Origin of the sequence: Rheinheimera fenheensis (assembly GCF_039871805.1) — a bacterium.
In the GTDB taxonomy this organism is placed as follows: domain Bacteria; phylum Pseudomonadota; class Gammaproteobacteria; order Enterobacterales; family Alteromonadaceae; genus Alishewanella; species Alishewanella fenheensis.
This window is the reverse complement of record NZ_JBDPJM010000003.1, coordinates 200,092-221,577: the sequence shown is the minus strand read 5'-3', so window position 1 is coordinate 221,577 and position 21,486 is coordinate 200,092. Positions and strand designations below refer to the sequence as shown.

The following is a 21,486-nucleotide window of genomic DNA, read 5'->3' as shown; positions in this document are numbered from 1 at the left end:
CGCGTAGAAAAAGCGCTGCCCTATCCGGCAGCGCTTTTATTTTACTTATCAACTCAGCGGCAAGCCGGCTAATTAGTCGCTGTTAACTCACTACGTAATTTCGGTGCACTGGTATCAGGGTGCAACCAGATATCAAAAAACGCCGCACCAAAAGCTGTGTCATCTAAAATACCGGTCTCGGTGCCATTAAAATAAAACTGAACCCGGCCATCAGCTAGCAACAGTGCTGCCAGCTTGTCGCCCTTTTTCACATCCTGCCAGAGGTTTTGTAACTGTGCCGCCCACTGTTGCTGCTGGTCAGCGCTGCTGTGGCCGAGCTTTTTCCATTCATCAACGGTGGCGTCAATGAATTGCTGTCGGGTAATATCACGCTTATAAGTAAGCTCCAACAACACCGGGCTACTTTGCTGATAGCCGGCAAACTCGCCGCTGGTGGTGGCCAGGCGCGCATCATATAACTGCCAAAACAAATAGCGGTACGAGCCCTCGCCTACCGTTTTCAGATCAGGCATCGCATGGGTATTAAACGCCAATGCGGCAACCAATAACATGCTAGCTGGCTTTAACATAAAACCTCCGGCTTTGGCCCAGCGCTATCGCAAGCAGCGCCCAGGCAATGATCAACACGATAACGGAATACAGCGGCGATGGAAATTGCAGCACGCCGCCACTTAACGCCGCTCCGCCCCAATAAGATAAAGGCCCGCCGCTGGCGCCTAATAACGCTGCCAACCAGGGTTTGGTTAACAGCTTAGCCATAAATTCGACAGCGGCCAGCGCAAATACCCCCCATAACAACACAAACCACAGCGGTAACATTTGGCTGGCGGTAAAACTCAGCACATCAGCAGCAATCAGTGCGCTATCAAGTGCTACGCCAAAGAGCATAATCAGCAGCACGGCCACCCGCTCATGGTGGTTTATACGCCAAAAACCGTATAGCCAGTATACCAACACCGGTAACATGGCCAGGTTTTGCCAATACACTAAGGCAAACCAGCACAGCTCAAAGCCAATTAGCGCCCGCCAGTGAAAGCTTTTGCCGCCACTCATTGCTGTTTCATCCGTTGCGCCATTTTATTTCTCAGGTTATACGGCAATAACGACAACAGCTTTAACGTGAAGCTTAACCGGCGCGGGAAGCGGATCCGGCTTTGTCCTGACAGTAATCCGTTGTAAATACGGGTAGCCGCCTGCTCCACCGGTACTAAAAATGGCATGGCAAAATCATTCTTTTGCGTCAGCGGTGTGTCAACAAAACCCGGCTCAATCAGGTGTACACTGATGCCGCTGTCAGCCAAATCAACTCGTAAGCTGTCGGCAAAATAACTGACTGCCGCCTTGCTGGCGCCATAAGCCTCAGCGCGGGTAAAAGGGAAAAAGTGCGCCATTGAACTAACGATCGCCAGCTGTGGGCTGAGCGAGGCTTTGAGCAGCGGCATAAAAAATTTCGTTGCCGCCACCACGGCCTGAAAGTTAATGGCAAAGGTACGCTCAAAAGCTGCCAGATCCAGATCGGTTGCGTCGACATATTCGCAGGTGCCGGCATTTAACAGCAGCAAGTCCAGCACCACGCCCTCTTGCTGCAGCCGAGTGGCAGTATCTTGTATAGCCGCACTGTCGGTCAAATCAAGCGGCAGCGCAATAATACCGGCACTTTTAGCCAAATCATCAAGCTTGTCTTTCGAGCGGGCGACGGCGTAAACCGTCCAGCCATTAGCGGCATAATGCTGTGCCAGTTGGTGACCGATGCCAGAGCTGGCACCGGTAATTAAACAAGTCGAAGTCATAACAGTTCCAGTGTGTGGCTTTGCTGTTAAGACTACGATAGCGCGATTAAGTTGGATTTACTCAGGCGTAAATATCGACACCCAGCAGCGCCTGCACTTCACTGCGCCGCTGTTCGTTAGCCTGACTTTGATAAGCATCTATAGCCTGCTGACTGCGTCTGTCGCTGCTTGCGCTAAAACTGCTTTGCTGGCGACGCTCATCATCCAGCCGGTTTATCACCTCGGCACTGGCGCGCACACCCCGGCCAGGTGCAAGTTCACTGCGCTCGGTGCGGTTGTCGGCAGGCTGCTGGGCACGACGTGGCTCAACACCGGTAAAAACGGTACTGATACTTTGTGTTGCATTCGCCGTTGAGTTGATATTAAGCGTCATAATACAAATCTTAGCCAGACTTAGCACTAATTATAGCCAGCGTCGCCAACAAACCAAGTGTTTTATTTTCCAGGCAGTTTTTGCCAGGTCACCTCATCACGCACATACACCGGCTCCGCAAACTCTGCTGCGACAAACTGCCCCTTCGCCCATGCCGGCAACGCCAGCGTCAGCATATCCTGCGCTGACGGGTATAAAATGTCAGCCGCAATAATGACCTGCTGTTTTGCCAGTAATGCATCAGCATAGGTTTGCCAGCCGGTGCCTACGCCATATATTTCGCCGCTCAGATTAAAGGCGCTAAGCATCGCCGGTTTAACTGCCAACTCTTCGTCAATGGCCTGCATCAGGCTTTGTTGCAACGTAAAACTGCCGATATACACCTCGGCCATGCGCGCGTCTATGGCCGCTATCACTTGTGTTGCACCGTGTAAGCGCTGCGCTGCCTGTGCCATAGCCGCAAGGGTAGAGACACCAAACACCGGTAAATCTGCGCCAAAAGCCAACCCCTGGGTTACCCCTACGCCAATACGCACACCGGTAAAACTGCCCGGGCCTCGACCAAATACAATACCGTCTAGCTGGTTTAAGCTAAGCCCAACCTGGCTTAACAGCTGCTGCACCATTGGCAACACCCTTTTGCTGTGCTGTTGCGGGCACACTTCGTCCAGCGTTAATAATTCATCGCCATACTGCAGTGCAACTGAGCAAGCTTCAGTAGAGGTATCAAGGGCCAGTAGTTTGCAATTTACTGTGGTCAACTTAAGTGTCCTGTTTTATCTGCTGTAAAAACTGTACGGCTTCATCCAGCGAGCGGGTGCGGCGCATTGGCGGTAAGCTGGTTAAAAAAACTTCGCCATAAGGTTTAGTAACCAAACGATTATCGCATATCACCATCACGCCACGATCGGTTACATCCCGAATTAACCGGCCGACGCCCTGTTTTAAGGTAATCACTGCCTGCGGTAATTGTACTGCAGCAAACGGGTCTTCACCGCGTAGCGCGCAGTCTTCACTGCGCGCCTGTAACAAGGGTTCATCCGGCGAGGCAAACGGCAGTTTATCAATAATCACGCAGCTTAGCGTGTCACCGCGCACATCGACGCCTTCCCAAAAACTGCCGGTGCCCAACAGTACCGCATTATCCAGCTTAACAAACTGCTCCAGCAGCAAACGCTTACCGGTGCTGCCCTGCACTAATACCGGCTGGCGCACCAAATCAGGCAGCTGTTGCGCCACCAGCTGTAACATGCGATGGCTGGTGAATAAGAAGAAACAGCGACCGTTATTCGCTTCAATCAACCGCACCGCAATCTGCAGTAACTGCTTGGCCATGCCCTGCTCATGCGGCTCGCTCAAATAGCGCGGCACACATAACAGCGCCTGCTCGGCGTAATGAAACGGGCTTTCCAGCAGCAGGGTTTTGGCGTTATCCAGCCCCATCTGGGCAGTGTAATGGTTAAAACCGTTGTTTACTGACAAAGTAGCCGAGGTAAATACCCAGCTACGTTCGTGTTCTGCGACGATAGTACTGAATTTGTCAGCAATACTCAGCGGCGTTAAATGCAAATTGACATGTAGCCGGCTGGTTTCAAACCATAAACTGACGCCGGTTTGCTGCATATCGGTCAGTTTCTGTAGCCGCGCTTTACCAAGCGCCAGCCGTTCAAAGGCATTGTCGATAAGATCTGAGCGCCCTAAGCTGCTTTTCATTACCAAATACAGCATATCTATCGCTTCAAGCACCCGGTTCAGCGCCTGCTGCATCTCTGGTCTTTGATACTGATCACGCCAATTACCACGCGCAGGCTCTGGGGCAAACTGTAACCGCCAGTCTTTAATCAGCTGCGCTACTTTATCGGCAGTTTTGGCCAGCTGCGGATGGTCACGTAGCTCGGTTTTGCAGGCAACATCAATATCGCGACACAGCTCCAGCAAAACCCGGCTGGAGATGTTCTCGCCAAAGTAATCACTGGCAATATCAGGCAGCTGATGGGCTTCATCGAAAATAATCACATCCATTTGCGGCAACAGCTCGCCAAAGCCGGTGTCTTTTAACGCTAAATCGGCAAAAAATAAGTGATGGTTAACGACTACCAGGTCGGCCGCCTGCGCTTTTTTACGCGCTTTGAGTAAGTGACAGTCTTCGTATACCGGGCAGTCTTTACCCAGACAGTTATCAGTAGTGCTGGTAATGTATGGCAGCGCTTTAGAATCTTCGCTAATGTAGCTAAGCTCGCCAATATCACCGCTTTGCGTTTCAGCCGCCCATTTTTTGATCAGGCTTAAGTCCTGGATCAAATGGTCATCTTGCATTGGCACATGATTGTAGTGCTGCTCTAAGCGAAATAAACACAGATAGTTGCTGCGCCCCTTCAGCAGCGCCAATTGCAGTGGACTGGCTAGGGCTTTAACGACTTTGGGTAAGTCACGAAAATACAGCTGTTCCTGCAAATTCTTAGTGCCGGTTGAGAGCACCACTTTTTTCCCGCTCAGTAGCGCTGGCACTAAATAGGCGTAGGTTTTACCGGTACCGGTACCTGCTTCTACTACCAGGCTGCCGGGCGTTTCAATAACATCGGCGACGGCTTGTGCCATCTGAAGCTGCGCCTCGCGGGCGTTAAAACCGGCAATATGCGCAGATAAAGCACCGCCTGGAGCAAAAGCACTGGCTACCTGCTTACGCATACTGACTCAGAGTGTGATAAGGGGTGAACAGCACAAAGTAAACCATCAGAAAATTAAGGCGGCTATTATGCCTTAATACGCGGCAAATTCAGATAAAAATATCCAGATGGCCATCTTTATCGACATGTTGCTCGTCCTCTGGCGTGGTATACGGCGCGTCAGGGTAGTCTTGCTGACGACAATCGCCTTTACGTCCTGAGCGCGACAGGATAAGGTATTTTTGCTCGTGAGGTTTAATGGGCGTTAAGCGCGCATCCTTAAACACTGGCACCACCTGTTTTGGATCAGGCTCGACCGGTGTACCGGGTACACGCTGTACAAAAGGCATAAAAGCGTCCATTCGCTTCTCCTTAACACCATTCCACCTTTATCGGCCAGATCTGGCCAAACTTAACACAGCACGCATTGACTATACAACTTGAGCAAATATTAACCTAAAAGTTCAGCATTTGACGCACTAAACACGACTGCCTTTTTTCGTAAAAAGACAAAAAACACAATTAAACCATATATTTCAGCAACTTAACAAAAATAGCTCTAGAACCAATAAACCAAAACCGACTTGCACTTAACAACAGATACAGGTAACTTGTATAGCAACTTAAGCAGCAAATCCCAAATTATGACTACTGTAACTGTACTGCATCATCATAGCGACTAGCCGTCCGGATATTTCGGAGGGCTTTTTTCTGGCGCTCCGGTGGTACAGCAGCATAACAACCCCGAGCCCAGGCCCGGGGTTTTTGTTTATTCGTATTACACAATTTATTTATCGTCACGGAGACCAGTATGAGTCCGGCAACAGAATCAAAACGTTTACGCATCGCCATGCAGAAATCCGGCCGTTTATCGGTCGACTCCCAAGCCCTGCTGACCAGCTGCGGGTTAAAAATCAACCTGCGCGAGCAGCGCCTTATTGCCCATGTCGAAAATATGGATATCGATATCCTGCGCGTACGGGATGACGATATTCCGGGTTTGGTGATGGATGGTGTTTGTGACTTAGGTATTGTCGGCGAAAACGTGCTGGAGGAAGAATCACTGCAGCGCAAGCTGGATAACGACAGCTTTGATTACACCGTACTAAAACGGCTGGATTTCGGCGGTTGTCGTTTATCCATTGCCGTGCCGCAGGAAGAAAACTACACCGGCGCGGTGTCATTAGACGGTAAAACCATTGCGACCACTTACCCGCGCTTGCTCGGTCGTTATTTAAAACAGCAAGGCGTTAATGCCCGCATTGTTAATTTAAAAGGCTCGGTGGAAGTGGCGCCGCGCGCGGGTTTAGCCGATGCTATCTGTGATCTGGTGTCGACCGGTGCCACACTCGAAGCCAATGGCTTAAAAGAAGTCGAAGTCATTTACCGCAGCAAGGCAGTGCTTATTCAGCGCAAAGGGCTAAGCGATGAGCGCCAGCTTAAGCTGATTAACAAACTGATGCCGCGCATTAATGGCGTGATGCAAGCCAATGAAAGTAAATACATTATGCTGCATGCGCCGCGCGCCCGCTTAGATGAAGTTATTGCGCTGCTGCCGGGCGCAGAAAACCCGACCATGCTGCCACTGGCAGGTAATGATGCCATGGTGGCTATTCATGTGGTGAGCAGTGAAACGCTGTTCTGGGAAACCATGGAGCAGTTAAAAGCGCTTGGCGCCAGCTCCATCTTAGTGCTGCCAATTGAAAAGATGATGGAGTAACCATGACAGCCGTGATTGATTGGGCTTCGTTATCTTATGCAGAGCAGCAAGCCGCTCTGGCACGGCCAGCGCTGGCGGATTCGGCATCCTTAAGTGCGCAGGTAGCTGAGATTATCCGCAATGTACGTGCCAACGGCGATGCGGCGCTACGCAGCTACAGCCAGCGGTTTGATGGCCTGGATAACAACCCGTTAGCGCTGTGCGTTGCGGTAAAACAAGCGCAGCTGGCTAAACTGTTGCCAGAGCGTAAAGCCGCTATTGAGCTGGCGTACGACAATATCCGTAAGTTTCACGCTGCCCAGTTGCCGCGTGATATTGAAGTAGAAACCAGTGCCGGCGTTAGCTGTCAGCTAAAAAGCCGCGCTATTGCCGCTGTGGGTTTGTATATCCCTGGCGGCAGTGCGCCACTGCCCTCCACTGTACTGATGCTGGGTGTACCGGCGCAGTTAGCCGGTTGCGGGCGCATAGTGCTGGTAACACCGCCTGGCAAGCCAGCTGCAAGCGATATCGCGCCGGAGATTCTGTATGCGGCAGAGCTGTGTGGCATCAGCGAGATTTACACTATCGGCGGCGCCCAAGCCATTGCTGCACTGGCCTATGGCACCCAAAGCATCGCCAAAGTGGATAAAATCTTCGGCCCGGGTAATCGTTATGTTACTGAAGCCAAGCAGCAAGTCAGCCAGGATGCCAAAGGCGCCCAAATAGATATGCCGGCCGGCCCGTCGGAAGTGCTGGTTCTGGCCGATAGCAACGCTAACCCAGCCTTTGTTGCTGCCGACTTGTTATCCCAAGCCGAGCATGGCCCGGATTCACAAGTGATCTTGGTCAGCGACAGCAGCGATTTAATTGCTGCCGTGCAAGCAGAAGTCGACAGCCAGCTTTCGCAACTACCACGCAAAGATATTGCACAGGCCGCGCTTAGCCATAGCCGCTATATTCTAACCGCCGATTTAGCCCAGGCGGTAGCAGTAACCAACGCCTATGCACCGGAGCATTTAATTGTGCAAACCGCTTGTGATGACGAGCTGGTAGCGCAATTTAACAGCGCCGCCAGTATCTTTGTCGGAAAGTGGACGCCGGAGTCTGCCGGTGATTACGCCAGCGGCACCAACCACGTACTACCCACTTACGGTTACAGCAAAACGGTATCGAGCTTATCGCTGACTGACTTTTACCGCCGCTTCACGGTGCAAAAGCTAAGCGCACAGGGCATGCGTAATATCGGCCCGGCTATTGTTACGCTGGCTGAAGCGGAAAGCCTGGATGCGCACGCCAATGCCGTGCGGCTGCGTCTGGCAGAACTTAATTCTATTGAAGGGTAAGCACAAGATGGCAAACTCAACCCAAACTGGCGTAAATAACCTGGCCAGACAAATTGTGAAAGACCTGGTGCCTTACGCCTCGGCGCGCAGCAGCATGAGTGGCGGCGCGGTCTGGCTGAACGCCAATGAAAATGCCTTAGCGCCAAGCTATCAGTTAGATGGCACTTTTAACCGCTACCCGTCTTGTCAGCCCAAAGCGGTAATCAACGCTTATGCAGACTATGCCGGTGTATCATCGGAGCAGGTATTGGTAAGCCGCGGCGCGGATGAAGGCATAGAGCTTTTAATCAGAAGCTTTTGCGAGCCGAAACAAGACAGCATTACCATTTGCCCGCCGACTTACGGCATGTATGCGATAAGCGCGGAGAGCAACCAAACGGCGGTGAATAAAGTGCTGCTGATTAATAACGAGCAGCTGGATTTACCTGGCATTTTTGCCACCAGCCCCAAGTTGGTGTTTATCTGTAGCCCGAATAACCCTACCGGCGATCTGATCCCGCGTGCGCAAATTATTGCCGTACTTGAGCATTTTGCCGGTAAGGCGTTGGTGGTGGTCGACGAGGCCTATATCGAGTTTGCACCACAAGCGACACTGGCCAATGAGCTGGCGAATTACCCGCATTTAGTCATTTTACGCACTTTATCTAAAGCCTTTGGCCTGGCCGGGCTGCGCTGCGGCTTTACCTTGGCCGCACCAGAAGTGATAAACGCACTTAAGAAGATGATCGCGCCCTACCCGATTGCCGAGCCGGTAGCACAAATTGCCGCCCAGGCGTTATCCAAAGCCGGTATTGTACAAATGCAACAAAGTGTGGCGACGATAAACCAGCTAAGAGACCAGTTTATCGCGTTTGCCAAAACGCAAACTGGCGTAAAAAAAGTCTGGCCGAGCAATGCTAACTATGTGCTGTTGCAGGTTGCAAACGCCGCAGATTGCGTAAGCAGCCTTATTAAAAGCGATATTTTGATTCGCAATCAGTCCAGCCAGTTAGGCCTGTCACAGGTCGTGCGGGTATCCATTGGCAACGCCGATGAAATGCAGCGCTTACAACAGGCAATGCAGCAGTATTTTTCTAACACAAATAGCCAAGAGAGAGTGAGCGCATGAGTGGCCAGCCTATTTTATTTATCGACCGCGACGGCACCATGGTAGAAGAGCCGCCAATTGATAAGCAGCTCGATAGCCTGGAAAAGCTGGCTTACGAGCCTGATTTGGTGCCCTCTTTATTAAAATTGCAAGCCGCTGGCTACCGCTTAGTGATGGTCACCAACCAGGATGGCCTGGGTACTGACAGCTTTCCGCGTGACACTTTTGACGCACCACACGACAAAATGATGCAGCTGTTAACCTCACAAGGCATCAAATTTGACGATGTGCTGATTTGCCCGCACTTTGAACACGATAACTGCAGCTGCCGCAAGCCGAAACTGGGGTTGGTAAAAGACTACCTGCAGCAGGGCAAAATCGACTTTACTAACTCTTATGTCATTGGCGATCGTGTTACCGATGTGCAGCTGGCCGAGAACATGGGCCTGCCGGCATTTCAGTATAACCGCGACAGCTTAGGCTGGGCGCAAATCACTAAACAGCTGCTAAGCCGTGGCCGTAAAGCCACCGTTAGGCGCACCACGCGGGAAACCGACATTGAAATCAGTGTTGATCTCGACAGCAGCGGCAATAACAGCTTTAACACCGGCGTTGGCTTTTTTGACCATATGTTGGAGCAAATTGCTACCCACGGCGGCTTTTCGTTGCAGGTAAAGGTGGTGGGCGATCTGCACATTGACGATCACCACAGCGTAGAAGATACCGCACTGGCATTAGGCCAGGCGCTGAAGCAGGCACTGGGTAACAAACGCGGCATCAACCGCTTTGGCTTTGTACTGCCAATGGATGAATGCCGCGCTGAATGTGTGCTGGATTTATCCGGCCGGCCACTGTTTGTGTTTAACGGTGAGCTTGGCGATGGCGCCGTGGGCGGTTTAACACTTGAGATGGTACCGCACTTTTTCCGCTCGTTAAGCGATGCCATGCTGATGACACTGCACCTTAGTATCACCGAAGGCAACAAGCACCATAAAGTGGAAGGCCTGTTTAAAGCCTTTGGCCGCGCGCTGCGCCAGGCTATCACCGTATCGGGTGAGGCCTTACCGAGCTCAAAAGGAGTGCTGTGATGAAGCTGGTGATTGTCGATACCGGCTGTGCCAATATCAGCTCGGTGTATTTTGCCTTCAAACGTTTGGGCGTTGACGCCAGCATCAGCCGCGATGCCAAAGCCATTAAAGCGGCCGATAAAGTGCTGCTGCCCGGCGTAGGCACCGCACACAATGCTATGGCCAAGCTGCAACAGGCGGAACTGATTGACACGCTGCAACAGCTGCAACAACCGCTGCTGGGTATTTGCCTGGGTATGCAAATGCTGACCGCGCACAGTATGGAAGGTGATGTAGCCTGCCTGAACCTTATCCCATCAGAGGTGCGGCCGATGCAAAGCGCAGGCCTGCGCTTGCCACATATGGGCTGGAATACACTACACAGCATCAGTAGCCACCCGCTGCTGCGCGGCTTTGCTAACACCGATTATCTGTACTTTGTGCACAGTTTTGCGGTGGCACCGGATGAGTACAGCCTGGCGCAGTGTCATTACGGTACTGATTTTTCTGCGGTAATTGGCAAAGATAATGTCGCCGGTGCGCAGTTTCACCCTGAGCGCTCCGGTAAAACCGGCGCGCGCTTATTACAGAATTTTCTGGAGTGGCAGTTATGATTATTCCCGCCATCGACTTAATTGACGGCAATGTGGTGCGCTTGTACCAAGGCCGCTACGACAACACGACCCACTATGATTTCAGCCCGCTTGGTTTACGTAATCGGTATGCCCAGGCCGGTGCCGACTGGCTACACATTGTCGATTTGTCCGGCGCGAAAGATGCCACTAAACGCCAGCTGGCGCTTTTAACCGAACTGATGACGGCCTCACCTTTACATATTCAGGTTGGCGGTGGTGTACGCAGCGAGCAGGACGTGATTGATTTACTTGATGCCGGCGCAGGCCGGGTGGTAATTGGCAGTTTGGCCATACGCCAGAGCGAGCTGGTGCAAGGCTGGGTGCTCAAATACGGTGGCGAGCAGATTGTGCTGGCACTGGATGTCGCTATTAACGACAAAGGCGAGAAAACCCTGCCCTCACATGGCTGGATTGAACAATCGAACATTACGCTGGAGCAGGTGCTGGACGGTTATATTGCCGCCGGTGCGAAACACGTGCTTTGTACTGACATCAGCAAAGACGGCACCTTAACTGGTTCTAATGTACAGCTATACAAAGAGCTGGCCAGCAAGTATCCGCAAATTCAGTGGCAGGCTTCGGGCGGCATTGGCAAGCTGGATGATATCCGCGCTTTAATTGGCAGCGGCGTGGCCGGCGTTATTTTAGGCCGCTCACTGCTGGAAGGTAAATTTACCCTTGAGGAGGCCATTGCATGCTGGCAAAACGGTTAATTCCCTGCCTCGATGTACGCGATGGCAAGGTGGTAAAAGGCGTACAGTTTCGTAACCATGAAATTATCGGCGATATCGTACCGCTAGCACAGCGCTACGCCGAGGCCGGCGCTGACGAGCTGGTGTTTTATGATATTACCGCATCGAGCGATGGCCGGGTGGTGGATAAAAGCTGGGTGCGGCGTATTGCTGAAGTGATCGATATTCCGTTTTGTGTCGCCGGTGGTATTAAGACGGTGGCTGATGCCGGCAAAATCCTGGAAATGGGCGCGGATAAAATTTCGGTAAACAGCCCGGCCTTGCTAAGACCTGAGCTGATTAACGAGCTTAACCACAGCTTTGGCCAACAATGCGTTGTGATTGGCATTGACAGCTTTTTTGATGTCACTTCCGGCCAGTATCAGGTATACCAGTTTACCGGTGATGAAAGCCGCACCCGAAAAACCCAGTGGCTTACCCGCGACTGGGTAAGCGAGGTGCTAAGCCGTGGTGCCGGCGAAATCGTACTTAACTGCATGAATCAGGATGGGGTACGCCAGGGGTATGATATTGCTCAGCTGAAAAGCATCCGCGATATCTGCACTGTGCCGCTGATTGCCAGTGGCGGCGCCGGTACTATGCAGCACTTTACTGATGTATTTGCAAAAGCCGATGTTGATGGTGCTTTGGCTGCCAGCGTGTTTCACAAAGGTATTATTGAAATTGCTGATTTGAAAGCCAAATTGATCGCTGATGGCATTAGCATCCGGCCATAATAAGGGTAGTTATGAACAAAGACACCATTAACCAACTAAGCTGGCCGGAAAACCAACTTTTGCCAGCCATAGTACAGCATGCCATCTCTGGCAAAGTGCTGATGCAGGGCTACATGAACCCGGAGGCACTTTCGCACACGCTACAAAGCGGCAACGTCACCTTTTACAGTCGCAGCAAACAGCGGCTGTGGACCAAAGGCGAAAGCTCGGGCAATACTTTACAACTGGTCAGCGTCGACAGTGACTGCGATGCTGACAGTATTTTAGTGCTGGCACTGCCGCAAGGCCCCACCTGTCATGTCGGCACCGAAACCTGCTGGCATGATAACAACGCTAACAGCCCGCAACTGGCGTTTTTATATGACTTAGAGCAAGTGATTAAAAGCCGTGAAGGCAGCGACCCGGCCAGCAGCTATACCGCTAGCCTATTTGCCAAAGGCGTAAAACGCATTGCGCAAAAAGTCGGTGAAGAAGGCGTTGAATCGGCCTTAGCGGCGATGGCCGGTGACCGGGAAGAATTGGCTAACGAAGCCGCTGATCTTATTTTCCATCTGCTCGTATTACTACGCAGCCAGCAGCTTGAACTGAACGATGTTATAGCCGTGTTACGCCAACGGCATAAGTGAACCTGTTTTGCCGGCAGCCTGGCTGTACGACCAGGCTGCGGCAACAAAAAAATTGTCTTTGCGGCCTTCTGGCGACAGTAGCTAAAGCTAACTACACTTGAGGCGTCATGACAGCAAAATCGCCGCACCTGCACCGCGAGGCTAACCTGATCCAAATGCTGGATCCACTGTCCACCGACTGGAACCAGGCCTTGCCCGCACCGGACAGTACAGTAACCCAAAAACTGGTTGCTGCGCTGGATTTTTCCCGCTTAAATACCTTGTTCGAAAATTTTTTACAGGTAATGAATGTGCCCATAGCACTGATTGACCTGCAAGGCAAAGTATTAGCCTCATCCCGCTGGCAGCGCGCTTGCATTCAGTTTCATCGTCAGGCAGAAACAACATTACAGCGCTGTCTGGAAAGTGACCGCGAGTTAGCACTGCAGCTGGAGCAAGGCAAAAACTATTCAATATACCGCTGTCGCAATGGTTTGGTTGATTGTGCCACACCAATTGTGCTCGAAGGCGAGCATATCGCCAATTTGTTTATTGGCCAGTTTCTGTTAGCTGAGCCCAACCCGGAATATTTTACTGAGCAAGCCGCACAAGCTGGATTTGATAAAGAGGAATATCTGAGCGCCCTGGCAGAGGTACCAATTGTCGATGAAACCAAACTGCCCGCTATGCTCAATATGCTGTCATCCTTAGCCTTGCAAATTACAGAGCTCAGTTTGGCCAATCACCGCTACCAACAAAGCCTGCAACAAACTGAACTGAAAGTTGAACAACGTACACAAGAGTTAACCTTACAAAACCAAATTTTAAGCCTGATCAGTGATGGCGCTGAGCTCGAAGCTGTGCTGCATAATTTGGTGAGCCAGGTAGAACTCCTGCATCCTGATTCGTTATGCTCTATTTTGCTGCTGGATGAAGACGGCAAAACGCTGCGCCACGGTGCAGCACCTTCCCTGCCACAAGCTTACAACCAGGCAATTGACGGCGTTGTTATTGGCAAGGGCGTTGGCTCTTGTGGTACTGCAGCTTTTAGTGGCGAAAGGGTGATTGTCAGTGATATTCAATCTCACCCCTATTGGCAACCCTATCTGGCATTGGCTGACATTGCCGAAGTGAAATCATGCTGGTCGCAACCAGTCAAAAACGCCCAGGGCCAGGTACTTGGTACCTTTGCGATTTATCATCGCCGACCAGCAACGCCCAGCGCCGAGCAATTGGAAAAAATAGCCACTTATAGCAAGCTGGCAGAGCTTGCTATAAGCCGCAGTTTAAGCGTTTCGCAAATTCGGCGCCTAGCGTTTTATGACAGCTTAACCGGGCTCGCCAATCGTCGGCTGTTGGAAGAACATATGCTACAAGCCATGGCTGCCAGTCAACGTAATCAGACGTATTGCGGTTTGATGTTTATTGATTTAGATAACTTTAAACCGGTAAACGATATTTACGGCCACCGCGTTGGTGATGGTTTACTGCGTGAGGTTGCCCGACGTTTACAGAGCTCGGTGCGACAAGCCGACACTGTTGCCCGTTTTGGTGGCGATGAATTTATTGTGCTATTGCGGGATATTGATACTGACTCAGAAGGTAGCCGGCAACACATTCAAAGTGTGGCGAAAAAAATTGCTGTAGCGTTATCCCGCCCCTTCCCGTTAGAACAACATCTGATGCACCAGTGTGCCTGCAGCATAGGTTTAGTACTATTCAAAGGCAACAGCGATTGTGACGAGCTATTACGTCAGGCTGATACCGCCATGTATCAAGCCAAACGCCAGGGACAAAACCAGCCGTCCTGGTTTCAAGCCGGTTAAAACTCAGCACACCGGGCCCATTAATTACGCTAGCCATCGCATTAAAATGTAACAGCCTTTGTCTGTCTATTGACAAGGCCCGCCCTGCCACAGACTATAGCCGCGGTCGTACGTTTAACACTTCTGTTAACACTAAAAATAAAAGAGTCGCTATGAAAAAATCCTTACTTGTACTGGCGTTAGCCAGTAGCTTCGCCATGGCAGATGAAGGCATGTGGATGCCACAACAACTGCCGCAAATTGCCAACGAATTAAAAGCTGCCGGCTTGGCGCTGGACCCGGCCGACTTAACCAAATTAACTGAGTTCCCAGCAGCAGCTATTGTTAGTCTTGGCGGCTGTTCAGCGTCTTTTGTCTCGCCAAATGGCCTGGTTGCCACTAACCACCACTGCGTCTACGGCAGCATTGCGCATAACTCGACACCAGAGAATGATTTACTCGCCAATGGCTTTTTAGCAAAAAATTTAACGGATGAAGTGCCTGCAGCGCCGGGTAGCCGTATTTTTGTTACCAAAGCGGTCGATAACGTCAGCGATAAAGTGATTGATGGCAAAACGGCTAAATTAACTGGCAAAAAACGTATCGATGCCATTGAAGCTAACCAAAAAGCCATCGTCGCTGAGTGTGAAAAAGATGAAGGCCACCGCTGCACCGTAGCCGCTTATTATGGCAGCCTGGAGTTCTACTTAATTAAACAGCTGGAAATTAAAGACGTGCGCTTAGTGCATGCACCGGCTGAAGGCGTAGGTAAATTTGGTGGTGACACAGACAACTGGATGTGGCCGCGCCACACTGGTGATTACAGTTTTTACCGTGCTTATGTGAGCCCTGAAGGTAAATCAGCTGATTACAGCACCGACAATGTGCCCTATAAACCAGACTTTCATTTAACCCTGGCCAAAGATGGCGTGAAAGAAGGTGATTTTGTGATGGCAATGGGCTACCCGGGCCGCACTAACCGCCACCGTTTACCCAGTGAAGTGAGCGAAACCTTTGAATGGGCCTACCCTAACACTGTGGCACACTTTAAAAACACGCTAGACATTATTGCCAAGCAAACCGCCAACGATAAAGACGCTGAGCTGAAATACGCCAGCCGCGTGGCAGGGCTTAACAACTACATGAAGAACCGTCAGGGCATGTTAGACAGCTTTGCTGACAGCGATTTTTTAACTCGCAAACAAGCAGAACATACTGAATTGACCCAGTGGGTTAACAGCAGTCGTGACAATAAAAAAGCCTATGCAGATGATTTAAAAACCATCGAAAAACTGCTGAAACAAAGCCAGGAAAAAGATCGCAAAGACTATTTACTGGATAATGCCAAACCCCGTCTGTTAACCGTTGCTGGCGCCCTGTATCGTTTAGCACAAGAGAGCACTAAGCCGGATGCCGAGCGTAAAGCTGGCTTTCAAAGCCGTGATTTACCGCGTTACAAAGCCTTTGTCGCCGGCATGGAGCGTAACTTTGCCGTTAGTGTAGAAAAAGCATTGGATCTTTATAACTTAAGCCGCTATGCCGCCCAACCTAAAAAACTGCGCGACAGTGACTTTGATAAAGTTATGGGTATTAAAGATGGTATGTCTGAAGCCGATCTCAAAGCACTGATTGACAGCTGGTATGCCAACACCGGCTTAACCACACTGGATAAACGCAATGCCCTGCTGGAGATGACACCAGAGCAAATTGCAGCAGTAGATGACAGCTTTGTTAAAGCCGCCGTTGCACTACATAAGTGGAACTTAAAACAGGAAGCGGCAGAAGAAGAGCTGGCTGGTAAAATTCAGCAGGCCTATGCCAGCTACATGCGCGCCAAAATCGCCTTTATGCAGTCGAAAGGCCAGGCGGTTTACCCGGATGCGAACAGCACACTGCGGGTCACTTACGGTAATGTAAAAGGCCGAGCTCATGGCAATGAAGATGGCAACGCCTGGGCACCGTTTACCACGCTGCGCGGTATTACCGCTAAGGCCACTGGCGAAGGTGAGTTTAATGCCCCACAAAGCCAGCTAGACGCCATTAAAGCCAAGCAATATGGCCCATACAAGGTAGAAAGCTTAAATTCAGTGCCGGTAAACTTTTTGGCCACGCTTGATATTACCGGCGGTAACTCAGGTTCAGCGGTATTAAACAGTAAGGCTGAACTGGTTGGCCTGGCGTTTGACGGCACACTGGACTCGATAATTTCAGACTGGGACTACAACCCGGACAATACCCGCTCTATTCAGGTTGATCACCGTTTTATGCTGTGGCAAATGCAGCTGGACGGCGCCGATAATCTGTTAAAAGAGATGGGCGCAAAGTAACGCTCTGACAAAGGGCCGCAAGGCCCTTTTTTATTATCTGATTACGTAGCGCAAAAAATATTTCTCCAGCTAACGCAAGCTGGCTTCGCGGCAAGACAAAACTGCTATAAAATGCGCCACCCTAATCTGCCTGAGCGGCACGCCGTTATGTTGTCGTCCACCTCGCTCTATACCGATCTCTCTGCTTACTATGACTTGATGTGTAGCAACATCAATTATCAACAGCAAAGCCAAAGCGTACAGCGGTTGCATCAATTATTTGGCAACGGCGGTAAACGGCATCTTGATTTGGCGTGTGGCACTGGCCCGCATATTGCGCATTTTCTCCGTGCCGGTTATCAGTGTATCGGTTTAGACTTAAACCAGCCGATGCTGGAACTTGCCAGGGCGCGTTGTAACGAAGCTACGTTTTTGCTTGGTGATATGAGCCAGTTTAGCCTGACACAGCAAGTTGATTTAGTTACCTGCTTTTTATACTCCATGCACTACAATGCCAGCATTGAATTACTAAGCCGCTGTATTGCGCAGGTACATGCCAATTTAAGCCCAGGTGGCGTGTTTTGCTTTAACGTGGTCGATAAAGACAAAATATCGAATAACGACGCCGTACGACAAGATGCAGTGCACAACGGCGCGCATTTTGTGTTCGAGTCCGGTTGGTATTATCAGGGACAGGGCGAGCAACAGCTGTTAAAGCTGCGCATCAGCAAAACCTGCAGCCAACACAGCCAATACTGGCAAGACAGCCACAGCATGGTGGCATTAAACTTTGGCCAGCTACAGGCCTTGTTGGCACCGTGGTTCGACGTGCACATACTGGCGCACAATTATGACAGTATCCAAAGCTGGGATGGCGAGGCCGGCAACGCCTTATTTGTTTGCGTAAAACGCTGATTAGTGGCTTTTTTCTAATAACTCTGCCGCCAGCCGGACAAAGTCTGACGAGGTTAAAATCCCCTTCAGCTTGTTGTTTTCATCTACCACCGGCATACAGCCGTGGCGGTTTTTGACAAAAAAACCGGCCACTTCTCTGAGCGACTGCTCTGGCGTTACCGCGGCAAAATCGGTTGCCATCATATCGGCGACCAGCTGCTGCTTTTCTTTGCGCTCCAGTGCTGTCGCACCATATTGCGCCATTAAGCCCATGACTTTGGCAATCATAATTTTTTGCGTCAGCATACCGACCAGCTCACCATTTTGTTCGATCACCGGTATATGACGCACATTTTTCTGCCGCATTAAATCATGCGCATCTTTTAAGCTGGCATCGCGGGTAACACACAACGGATCGGCTGTCATCAGCTGGGCAACGGTGGTAATGGTCATAAGTGGCTCCTGTGTTACGACAAGTTTGATGTACTAGATATAGCGAAAAAGCCGGTAACTTGCAGCGAACTGGATCAAGTTTTTCGCCATACGGCAGCAAAATTTATTTGGTTTAGCAAAAACAGAAAAAGAAAAATCTGATCCCTTCATCTGGCACTTTCGTTTGTATAACCGACTTTTGTGTCTAACTTTACTCGAAAAAAGGAAACACTATGAAACTGTCACATCTTATCAGTACAACAATTTTAGCTGGCTCGTTAATGTTTAGCGTGCAGGCACACAACCACAAAGCTAAAGCGGATATAGTTGACACTGCCGTTGCAGCCGGCAACTTCTCTACCCTTGTAACCGCCGTAAAAGCAGCTGAACTGGTAGATACCTTAAAAGGTGAAGGCCCATTCACCGTATTTGCTCCCAATGATGCGGCCTTTGCCAAAATCCCTGCGGCTGACTTGAACGCGCTGGTCGCCGATAAAGCCGCGCTGACTAATGTACTGACTTACCATGTTGTCGCTGGCAAAGTGATGGCGGCTGACGTAGTGAAATTAACCTCAGCCAAAACCGTACAGGGCCAGGAGTTGGCGATTGAAGTAAAAGACGGCAAAGTCTTTGTGGATGGCGCTCAGGTGATTGCTACTGACATCGTTACCAGCAATGGTGTGATCCATGTGCTAGACAGCGTGGTAATGCCTAAGTAATCCCACCTGTTAACTCGTCTCAGACGCCTTGCTCTGAGACGAGGTTAACGAACTCCCAAGCGACGCCACTATTACCAGCAATATTGCCAGCCACTGCCACAGTGTTAACAGCTCTGCCAGAATGAGAAAACCCGCTAAAGCAGCGACTGCAGGTTCCATACTCATAAACACGCTGAAATTTTGTGATGTCATATTGCGCAGTGCCACCATCTCTAATGAGTACGGAATGGCACTGGATAAAATACCGACTAAAAAGCCCAACGGGAGCACCTCCCAGCTTAGTAGCGCCATGCCCTGAGTAATGAACCCCGTTGGCACTAGCACTGCGGCCGCCACTGTCATACCCAGCGCTACGATAATACCGCCCGAGCTTTGGGTATTGGTTTTTTTTCCAAACAAAATATAACCGGCCCAACAGGCACCGGCCGCAAGTGCCAGCATTACACCGACAGGATCCAGTGCATCGGCACCGCGCATATCGGGAAGCAGCAGTAAAATACCGGCAATGGCACAGGCTACCCAGATCAGGTCGCGTTTACGCCGCGATGAAAACAGCGCCACCGCCAAAGGCCCGGTAAATTCAAGCGCAACGCCGATACCCAGTGGAATGCGCGCGATCGCCAGATAAAACAATATATTCATCCCACCCAGACACAGGCCATACACCACTATCGCCCGCCAATCGCGGCCTTGGGGCAAGGATCGCCAGGGCCTGAATACCAGCCATAGCACCAGCGCCGAAAAGCCCAGCCGCAGCGCTGTGGTACCGTCCGGGCCAATCAGCGGAAACAGCTGCTTGGCAATAGAGGCACCAGATTGGATAGTCACCATCGCCAGCAACACGCTACAGATGGCGACAACCAGACTGCGGTTAACAGATAAAGACATAAAGCGATCCGAATGGGAGTAGAAGATGCGACAGCCGTATTGTAGATCGCAGCTCACGAAAACATAAGCCGCAACGCACTGAGTTGCGTCATCTTTGCGTTATTTCAGGGCAAATAACGAGCCTCCTTTCAATGCTGAAACACAAAAGCCGCGCAACATTCAGAAAAATATCATTTTACAGCAAAGGTTTAGACTTAATTTAGCCGGCATAGTGACAAACAAATACGGCTGGCACAACACCTGCTTATTAGCTGTAACAGTATTGTGCTCAACGCCCATTTCGTCCCCTGACACAGGAGCCTTACTATGACTGGCTTACAACACCGCAGCCATCCACTGCGCGATATCCTCGATAAAGAGCTGCAGCAACGTACTTTCCCTGCACTGACGGCGCCCTGCCGGCTCTGCCAGTTTATGCTTACGGTAACACCCGCTTCACGTAGCAGCGAGCTGAGTTTTATCCAGCAATTAGCCAATGCACAGGGCGGCCATTTTAGTGAAACCGCACAGGACGTTAACCTGCCTCTGTTTGGCGGCATGTTACGCTTTGAAAAACACAGTGAGTTCTCCAGCTACATTTTTATCCGCCCGGCACATGACAAACAACTATTTGACGACCCTCTGGATTTTTTACCCGCCAAAGACTGGCTAAGCCAGATCCCTGGGCAGATTTTCCGTGTGGTGCAACTGAGCATTATCACACCAGCACAGTTGGCTGAGCTTGGCGACATTGACAGCCTGTTTAACAAAGACAACTGTATTAGCAGCCACCTTGCGGGGCAGCAGGCGCGGATCTGGACTGACTTTCAAAAGCATGCTGAAGGCGCTGGCCGCATGCTGCTGCTGGATAACGGCTTAACGCCGGCGGCGTTAGGCCGCCTGGTGCAGCAACTGTTTGACCTTGGCAATTACCGCAAACTATCATTACTGGGCTGGCCGGTAGCACGTCAGGCACTGGCCAAATTGAATTTGCTGGAGCAGCAGTTATCCGACATAACCCAGCGTATCGAATATAAAAACAATGCTGACGAGCGCCTGCTTAATGAAATCACCACCATGGCGGCGCAAACCGAACATTTAATTGCCGATAATAGCTCACGCTTACAAGCGACTGCAGCTTATTATCAACTGACGCTGGACAGGCTTAAAAGCCTGGACGAGGCGGCCATTGAGGGTATGTTGTCGTTACAGGATTTTACCGAGCGGCGCTTAACTCCGGCGTTTCGCACCAGTGAGTCGGTAGTCTTTCGGCAAAATGCGCTGTCAGGCCGCTTAGGCCGCTCTACGGAGCTGTTACGAACCCGTATCAACCTAACCTTAGAGCAACAAAACCAGCAGCTACTGGCATCAATGGATCAAAGAGCCAAACTGCAATTGCGCATGCAACAAATGGTTGAGGGCTTATCGCTGGTCGCCATCAGTTACTATGCCTTACAACTGACTGATAAAGCCCTCAACGCATTAAGTCACTGGTTTGTCGCTTTTAATTTGGCGCTATGGCAAAGCCTGAGTGTGCCTGTAGTGCTGATAAGTGTGGGGCTGCTATTTTTTTGGCTTAATCGGCAGCTACATCGCGCCTCGCCAGAGCAGGAATCGCGACAAACGGATACCGGTAAGCACACGACAGATCGTGATAAAACCCACTGAATGCTTGAGAATTCACCAGACTAGTGCTTTACTTGCGATCCGCTTTTTTGTTGTTGCGGTTG

Annotated in this window: 22 protein-coding genes; 13 read left to right on the top strand and 9 right to left on the bottom strand. The window is 50.8% G+C overall.

Features of this window, described 5'->3' with window-relative positions:
* Positions 1-68: 68 nt before the first annotated feature.
* From ABGI61_RS06580 to ABGI61_RS06550, 7 genes are all read right to left on the bottom strand, one after another.
* Entirely contained in the window at positions 69-569 is a 501-nt protein-coding gene (locus tag ABGI61_RS06580) for a chalcone isomerase family protein (protein ID WP_347598702.1), read from the bottom strand.
* Positions 553-1,053, bottom strand: coding sequence for a DUF2878 domain-containing protein (locus ABGI61_RS06575; protein WP_347598699.1), 501 nt, complete (start codon positions 1,051-1,053; stop codon positions 553-555). The genes ABGI61_RS06580 and ABGI61_RS06575 overlap by 17 nt, the downstream gene beginning before the upstream one ends.
* Positions 1,050-1,790 carry an SDR family NAD(P)-dependent oxidoreductase gene (locus ABGI61_RS06570; protein ID WP_347598696.1) on the bottom strand — a complete coding sequence of 247 codons (741 nt, stop codon included), beginning with the start codon at positions 1,788-1,790 and terminating at the stop codon, positions 1,050-1,052. Before ABGI61_RS06570 ends, ABGI61_RS06575 begins: the two co-directional genes overlap by 4 nt.
* Before the next feature lie 61 nt (positions 1,791-1,851).
* On the bottom strand, positions 1,852-2,163 hold the full coding sequence (locus tag ABGI61_RS06565; protein ID WP_347598693.1) for a hypothetical protein: 312 nt from the start codon (positions 2,161-2,163) through the stop codon (positions 1,852-1,854).
* Positions 2,164-2,225: 62 nt separating this feature from the next.
* Positions 2,226-2,924 (bottom strand): tRNA (adenosine(37)-N6)-threonylcarbamoyltransferase complex dimerization subunit type 1 TsaB, encoded by a 699-nt coding sequence (gene tsaB / locus ABGI61_RS06560; protein ID WP_347598690.1) that lies wholly within the window; start codon positions 2,922-2,924, stop codon positions 2,226-2,228.
* A 1-nt stretch (position 2,925) separates the two neighbouring features.
* A complete protein-coding gene (gene yoaA / locus ABGI61_RS06555) occupies positions 2,926-4,851 on the bottom strand; it encodes a DNA repair helicase YoaA (protein ID WP_347598687.1) in 1,926 nt (641 codons plus the stop codon).
* A gap of 88 nt (positions 4,852-4,939) precedes the next feature.
* Positions 4,940-5,191, bottom strand: a complete 252-nt coding sequence (locus ABGI61_RS06550; protein ID WP_347598684.1) for a hypothetical protein — start codon at positions 5,189-5,191, stop codon at positions 4,940-4,942.
* Positions 5,192-5,640: 449 nt separating this feature from the next.
* Here ABGI61_RS06550 and hisG point away from each other — a divergent pair, with 449 nt between their 5' ends.
* The 11 genes from hisG (at position 5,641) to ABGI61_RS06495 (ending at position 17,759) form a co-directional block, all read left to right on the top strand.
* Entirely contained in the window at positions 5,641-6,549 is a 909-nt protein-coding gene (hisG, locus tag ABGI61_RS06545; RefSeq protein WP_347598681.1) for an ATP phosphoribosyltransferase, read from the top strand.
* A 2-nt stretch (positions 6,550-6,551) separates the two neighbouring features.
* Positions 6,552-7,871, top strand: a complete 1,320-nt coding sequence (gene hisD, locus ABGI61_RS06540) for a histidinol dehydrogenase (protein WP_347598678.1) — start codon at positions 6,552-6,554, stop codon at positions 7,869-7,871.
* 7 nt (positions 7,872-7,878) lie between these two features.
* On the top strand, positions 7,879-8,979 hold the full coding sequence (gene hisC / locus ABGI61_RS06535; RefSeq protein ID WP_347598675.1) for a histidinol-phosphate transaminase: 1,101 nt from the start codon (positions 7,879-7,881) through the stop codon (positions 8,977-8,979).
* Positions 8,976-10,046 carry a bifunctional histidinol-phosphatase/imidazoleglycerol-phosphate dehydratase HisB gene (gene hisB / locus ABGI61_RS06530; protein ID WP_347598673.1) on the top strand — a complete coding sequence of 357 codons (1,071 nt, stop codon included), beginning with the start codon at positions 8,976-8,978 and terminating at the stop codon, positions 10,044-10,046. Before hisC ends, hisB begins: the two co-directional genes overlap by 4 nt.
* On the top strand, positions 10,046-10,639 hold the full coding sequence (gene hisH, locus ABGI61_RS06525; RefSeq protein ID WP_347598670.1) for an imidazole glycerol phosphate synthase subunit HisH: 594 nt from the start codon (positions 10,046-10,048) through the stop codon (positions 10,637-10,639). The genes hisB and hisH overlap by 1 nt, the downstream gene beginning before the upstream one ends.
* Positions 10,636-11,373 (top strand): 1-(5-phosphoribosyl)-5-[(5-phosphoribosylamino)methylideneamino]imidazole-4-carboxamide isomerase, encoded by a 738-nt coding sequence (gene hisA / locus ABGI61_RS06520; RefSeq protein ID WP_347598667.1) that lies wholly within the window; start codon positions 10,636-10,638, stop codon positions 11,371-11,373. Before hisH ends, hisA begins: the two co-directional genes overlap by 4 nt.
* Complete coding sequence (gene hisF, locus ABGI61_RS06515; protein ID WP_347598664.1) at positions 11,355-12,128, top strand: imidazole glycerol phosphate synthase subunit HisF; 774 nt, start codon at positions 11,355-11,357, stop codon at positions 12,126-12,128. The genes hisA and hisF overlap by 19 nt, the downstream gene beginning before the upstream one ends.
* Before the next feature lie 11 nt (positions 12,129-12,139).
* Positions 12,140-12,754 (top strand): bifunctional phosphoribosyl-AMP cyclohydrolase/phosphoribosyl-ATP diphosphatase HisIE, encoded by a 615-nt coding sequence (gene hisIE / locus ABGI61_RS06510; RefSeq protein ID WP_347598661.1) that lies wholly within the window; start codon positions 12,140-12,142, stop codon positions 12,752-12,754.
* 107 nt (positions 12,755-12,861) lie between these two features.
* On the top strand, positions 12,862-14,559 hold the full coding sequence (locus ABGI61_RS06505) for a PocR ligand-binding domain-containing protein (protein WP_347598658.1): 1,698 nt from the start codon (positions 12,862-12,864) through the stop codon (positions 14,557-14,559).
* A gap of 152 nt (positions 14,560-14,711) precedes the next feature.
* Entirely contained in the window at positions 14,712-16,865 is a 2,154-nt protein-coding gene (locus ABGI61_RS06500) for a S46 family peptidase (protein ID WP_347598655.1), read from the top strand.
* Between the two features lie 111 nt (positions 16,866-16,976).
* Positions 16,977-17,759: a class I SAM-dependent DNA methyltransferase gene (locus ABGI61_RS06495; RefSeq protein WP_347598652.1), complete on the top strand. Its 783-nt coding sequence runs from the start codon at positions 16,977-16,979 to the stop codon at positions 17,757-17,759.
* Here the strand turns inward: ABGI61_RS06495 and ABGI61_RS06490 are convergent, their stop codons facing one another.
* Entirely contained in the window at positions 17,760-18,191 is a 432-nt protein-coding gene (locus ABGI61_RS06490; protein WP_347598650.1) for a CBS domain-containing protein, read from the bottom strand.
* A gap of 212 nt (positions 18,192-18,403) precedes the next feature.
* On the opposite strand from ABGI61_RS06490, the gene ABGI61_RS06485 reads away from it, so the two are divergent.
* Positions 18,404-18,889 carry a fasciclin domain-containing protein gene (locus ABGI61_RS06485; RefSeq protein WP_347598647.1) on the top strand — a complete coding sequence of 162 codons (486 nt, stop codon included), beginning with the start codon at positions 18,404-18,406 and terminating at the stop codon, positions 18,887-18,889.
* 9 nt (positions 18,890-18,898) lie between these two features.
* Here ABGI61_RS06485 and ABGI61_RS06480 read toward each other — a convergent pair whose 3' ends face one another.
* Entirely contained in the window at positions 18,899-19,777 is an 879-nt protein-coding gene (locus tag ABGI61_RS06480; protein ID WP_347598644.1) for an EamA family transporter, read from the bottom strand.
* 306 nt (positions 19,778-20,083) lie between these two features.
* On the opposite strand from ABGI61_RS06480, the gene ABGI61_RS06475 reads away from it, so the two are divergent.
* Positions 20,084-21,424: a DUF3422 family protein gene (locus ABGI61_RS06475; protein ID WP_347598641.1), complete on the top strand. Its 1,341-nt coding sequence runs from the start codon at positions 20,084-20,086 to the stop codon at positions 21,422-21,424.
* The last annotated feature ends 62 nt before the right edge of the window (positions 21,425-21,486 follow it).

What these genes read in the sequence shown, in the direction of transcription:
- ABGI61_RS06485 (WP_347598647.1), top strand. Translation starts at nt 18,404, where the DNA reads ATGAAACTGTCACATCTTATCAGTACAACAATTTTAGCTGGCTCGTTA.
- ABGI61_RS06575 (WP_347598699.1), bottom strand. Translation starts at nt 1,053, where the DNA reads ATGAGTGGCGGCAAAAGCTTTCACTGGCGGGCGCTAATTGGCTTTGAG.
- ABGI61_RS06495 (WP_347598652.1), top strand. Translation starts at nt 16,977, where the DNA reads ATGCGCCACCCTAATCTGCCTGAGCGGCACGCCGTTATGTTGTCGTCC.
- ABGI61_RS06505 (WP_347598658.1), top strand. Translation starts at nt 12,862, where the DNA reads ATGACAGCAAAATCGCCGCACCTGCACCGCGAGGCTAACCTGATCCAA.
- ABGI61_RS06490 (WP_347598650.1), bottom strand. Translation starts at nt 18,191, where the DNA reads ATGACCATTACCACCGTTGCCCAGCTGATGACAGCCGATCCGTTGTGT.
- ABGI61_RS06480 (WP_347598644.1), bottom strand. Translation starts at nt 19,777, where the DNA reads ATGTCTTTATCTGTTAACCGCAGTCTGGTTGTCGCCATCTGTAGCGTG.
- hisF (WP_347598664.1), top strand. Translation starts at nt 11,355, where the DNA reads ATGCTGGCAAAACGGTTAATTCCCTGCCTCGATGTACGCGATGGCAAG.
- yoaA (WP_347598687.1), bottom strand. Translation starts at nt 4,851, where the DNA reads ATGCGTAAGCAGGTAGCCAGTGCTTTTGCTCCAGGCGGTGCTTTATCT.
- hisIE (WP_347598661.1), top strand. Translation starts at nt 12,140, where the DNA reads ATGAACAAAGACACCATTAACCAACTAAGCTGGCCGGAAAACCAACTT.
- ABGI61_RS06550 (WP_347598684.1), bottom strand. Translation starts at nt 5,191, where the DNA reads ATGGACGCTTTTATGCCTTTTGTACAGCGTGTACCCGGTACACCGGTC.
- ABGI61_RS06500 (WP_347598655.1), top strand. Translation starts at nt 14,712, where the DNA reads ATGAAAAAATCCTTACTTGTACTGGCGTTAGCCAGTAGCTTCGCCATG.
- ABGI61_RS06570 (WP_347598696.1), bottom strand. Translation starts at nt 1,790, where the DNA reads ATGACTTCGACTTGTTTAATTACCGGTGCCAGCTCTGGCATCGGTCAC.
- hisD (WP_347598678.1), top strand. Translation starts at nt 6,552, where the DNA reads ATGACAGCCGTGATTGATTGGGCTTCGTTATCTTATGCAGAGCAGCAA.
- hisC (WP_347598675.1), top strand. Translation starts at nt 7,879, where the DNA reads ATGGCAAACTCAACCCAAACTGGCGTAAATAACCTGGCCAGACAAATT.
- hisA (WP_347598667.1), top strand. Translation starts at nt 10,636, where the DNA reads ATGATTATTCCCGCCATCGACTTAATTGACGGCAATGTGGTGCGCTTG.
- hisB (WP_347598673.1), top strand. Translation starts at nt 8,976, where the DNA reads ATGAGTGGCCAGCCTATTTTATTTATCGACCGCGACGGCACCATGGTA.
- ABGI61_RS06580 (WP_347598702.1), bottom strand. Translation starts at nt 569, where the DNA reads ATGTTAAAGCCAGCTAGCATGTTATTGGTTGCCGCATTGGCGTTTAAT.
- ABGI61_RS06565 (WP_347598693.1), bottom strand. Translation starts at nt 2,163, where the DNA reads ATGACGCTTAATATCAACTCAACGGCGAATGCAACACAAAGTATCAGT.
- hisG (WP_347598681.1), top strand. Translation starts at nt 5,641, where the DNA reads ATGAGTCCGGCAACAGAATCAAAACGTTTACGCATCGCCATGCAGAAA.
- hisH (WP_347598670.1), top strand. Translation starts at nt 10,046, where the DNA reads ATGAAGCTGGTGATTGTCGATACCGGCTGTGCCAATATCAGCTCGGTG.
- ABGI61_RS06475 (WP_347598641.1), top strand. Translation starts at nt 20,084, where the DNA reads ATGACTGGCTTACAACACCGCAGCCATCCACTGCGCGATATCCTCGAT.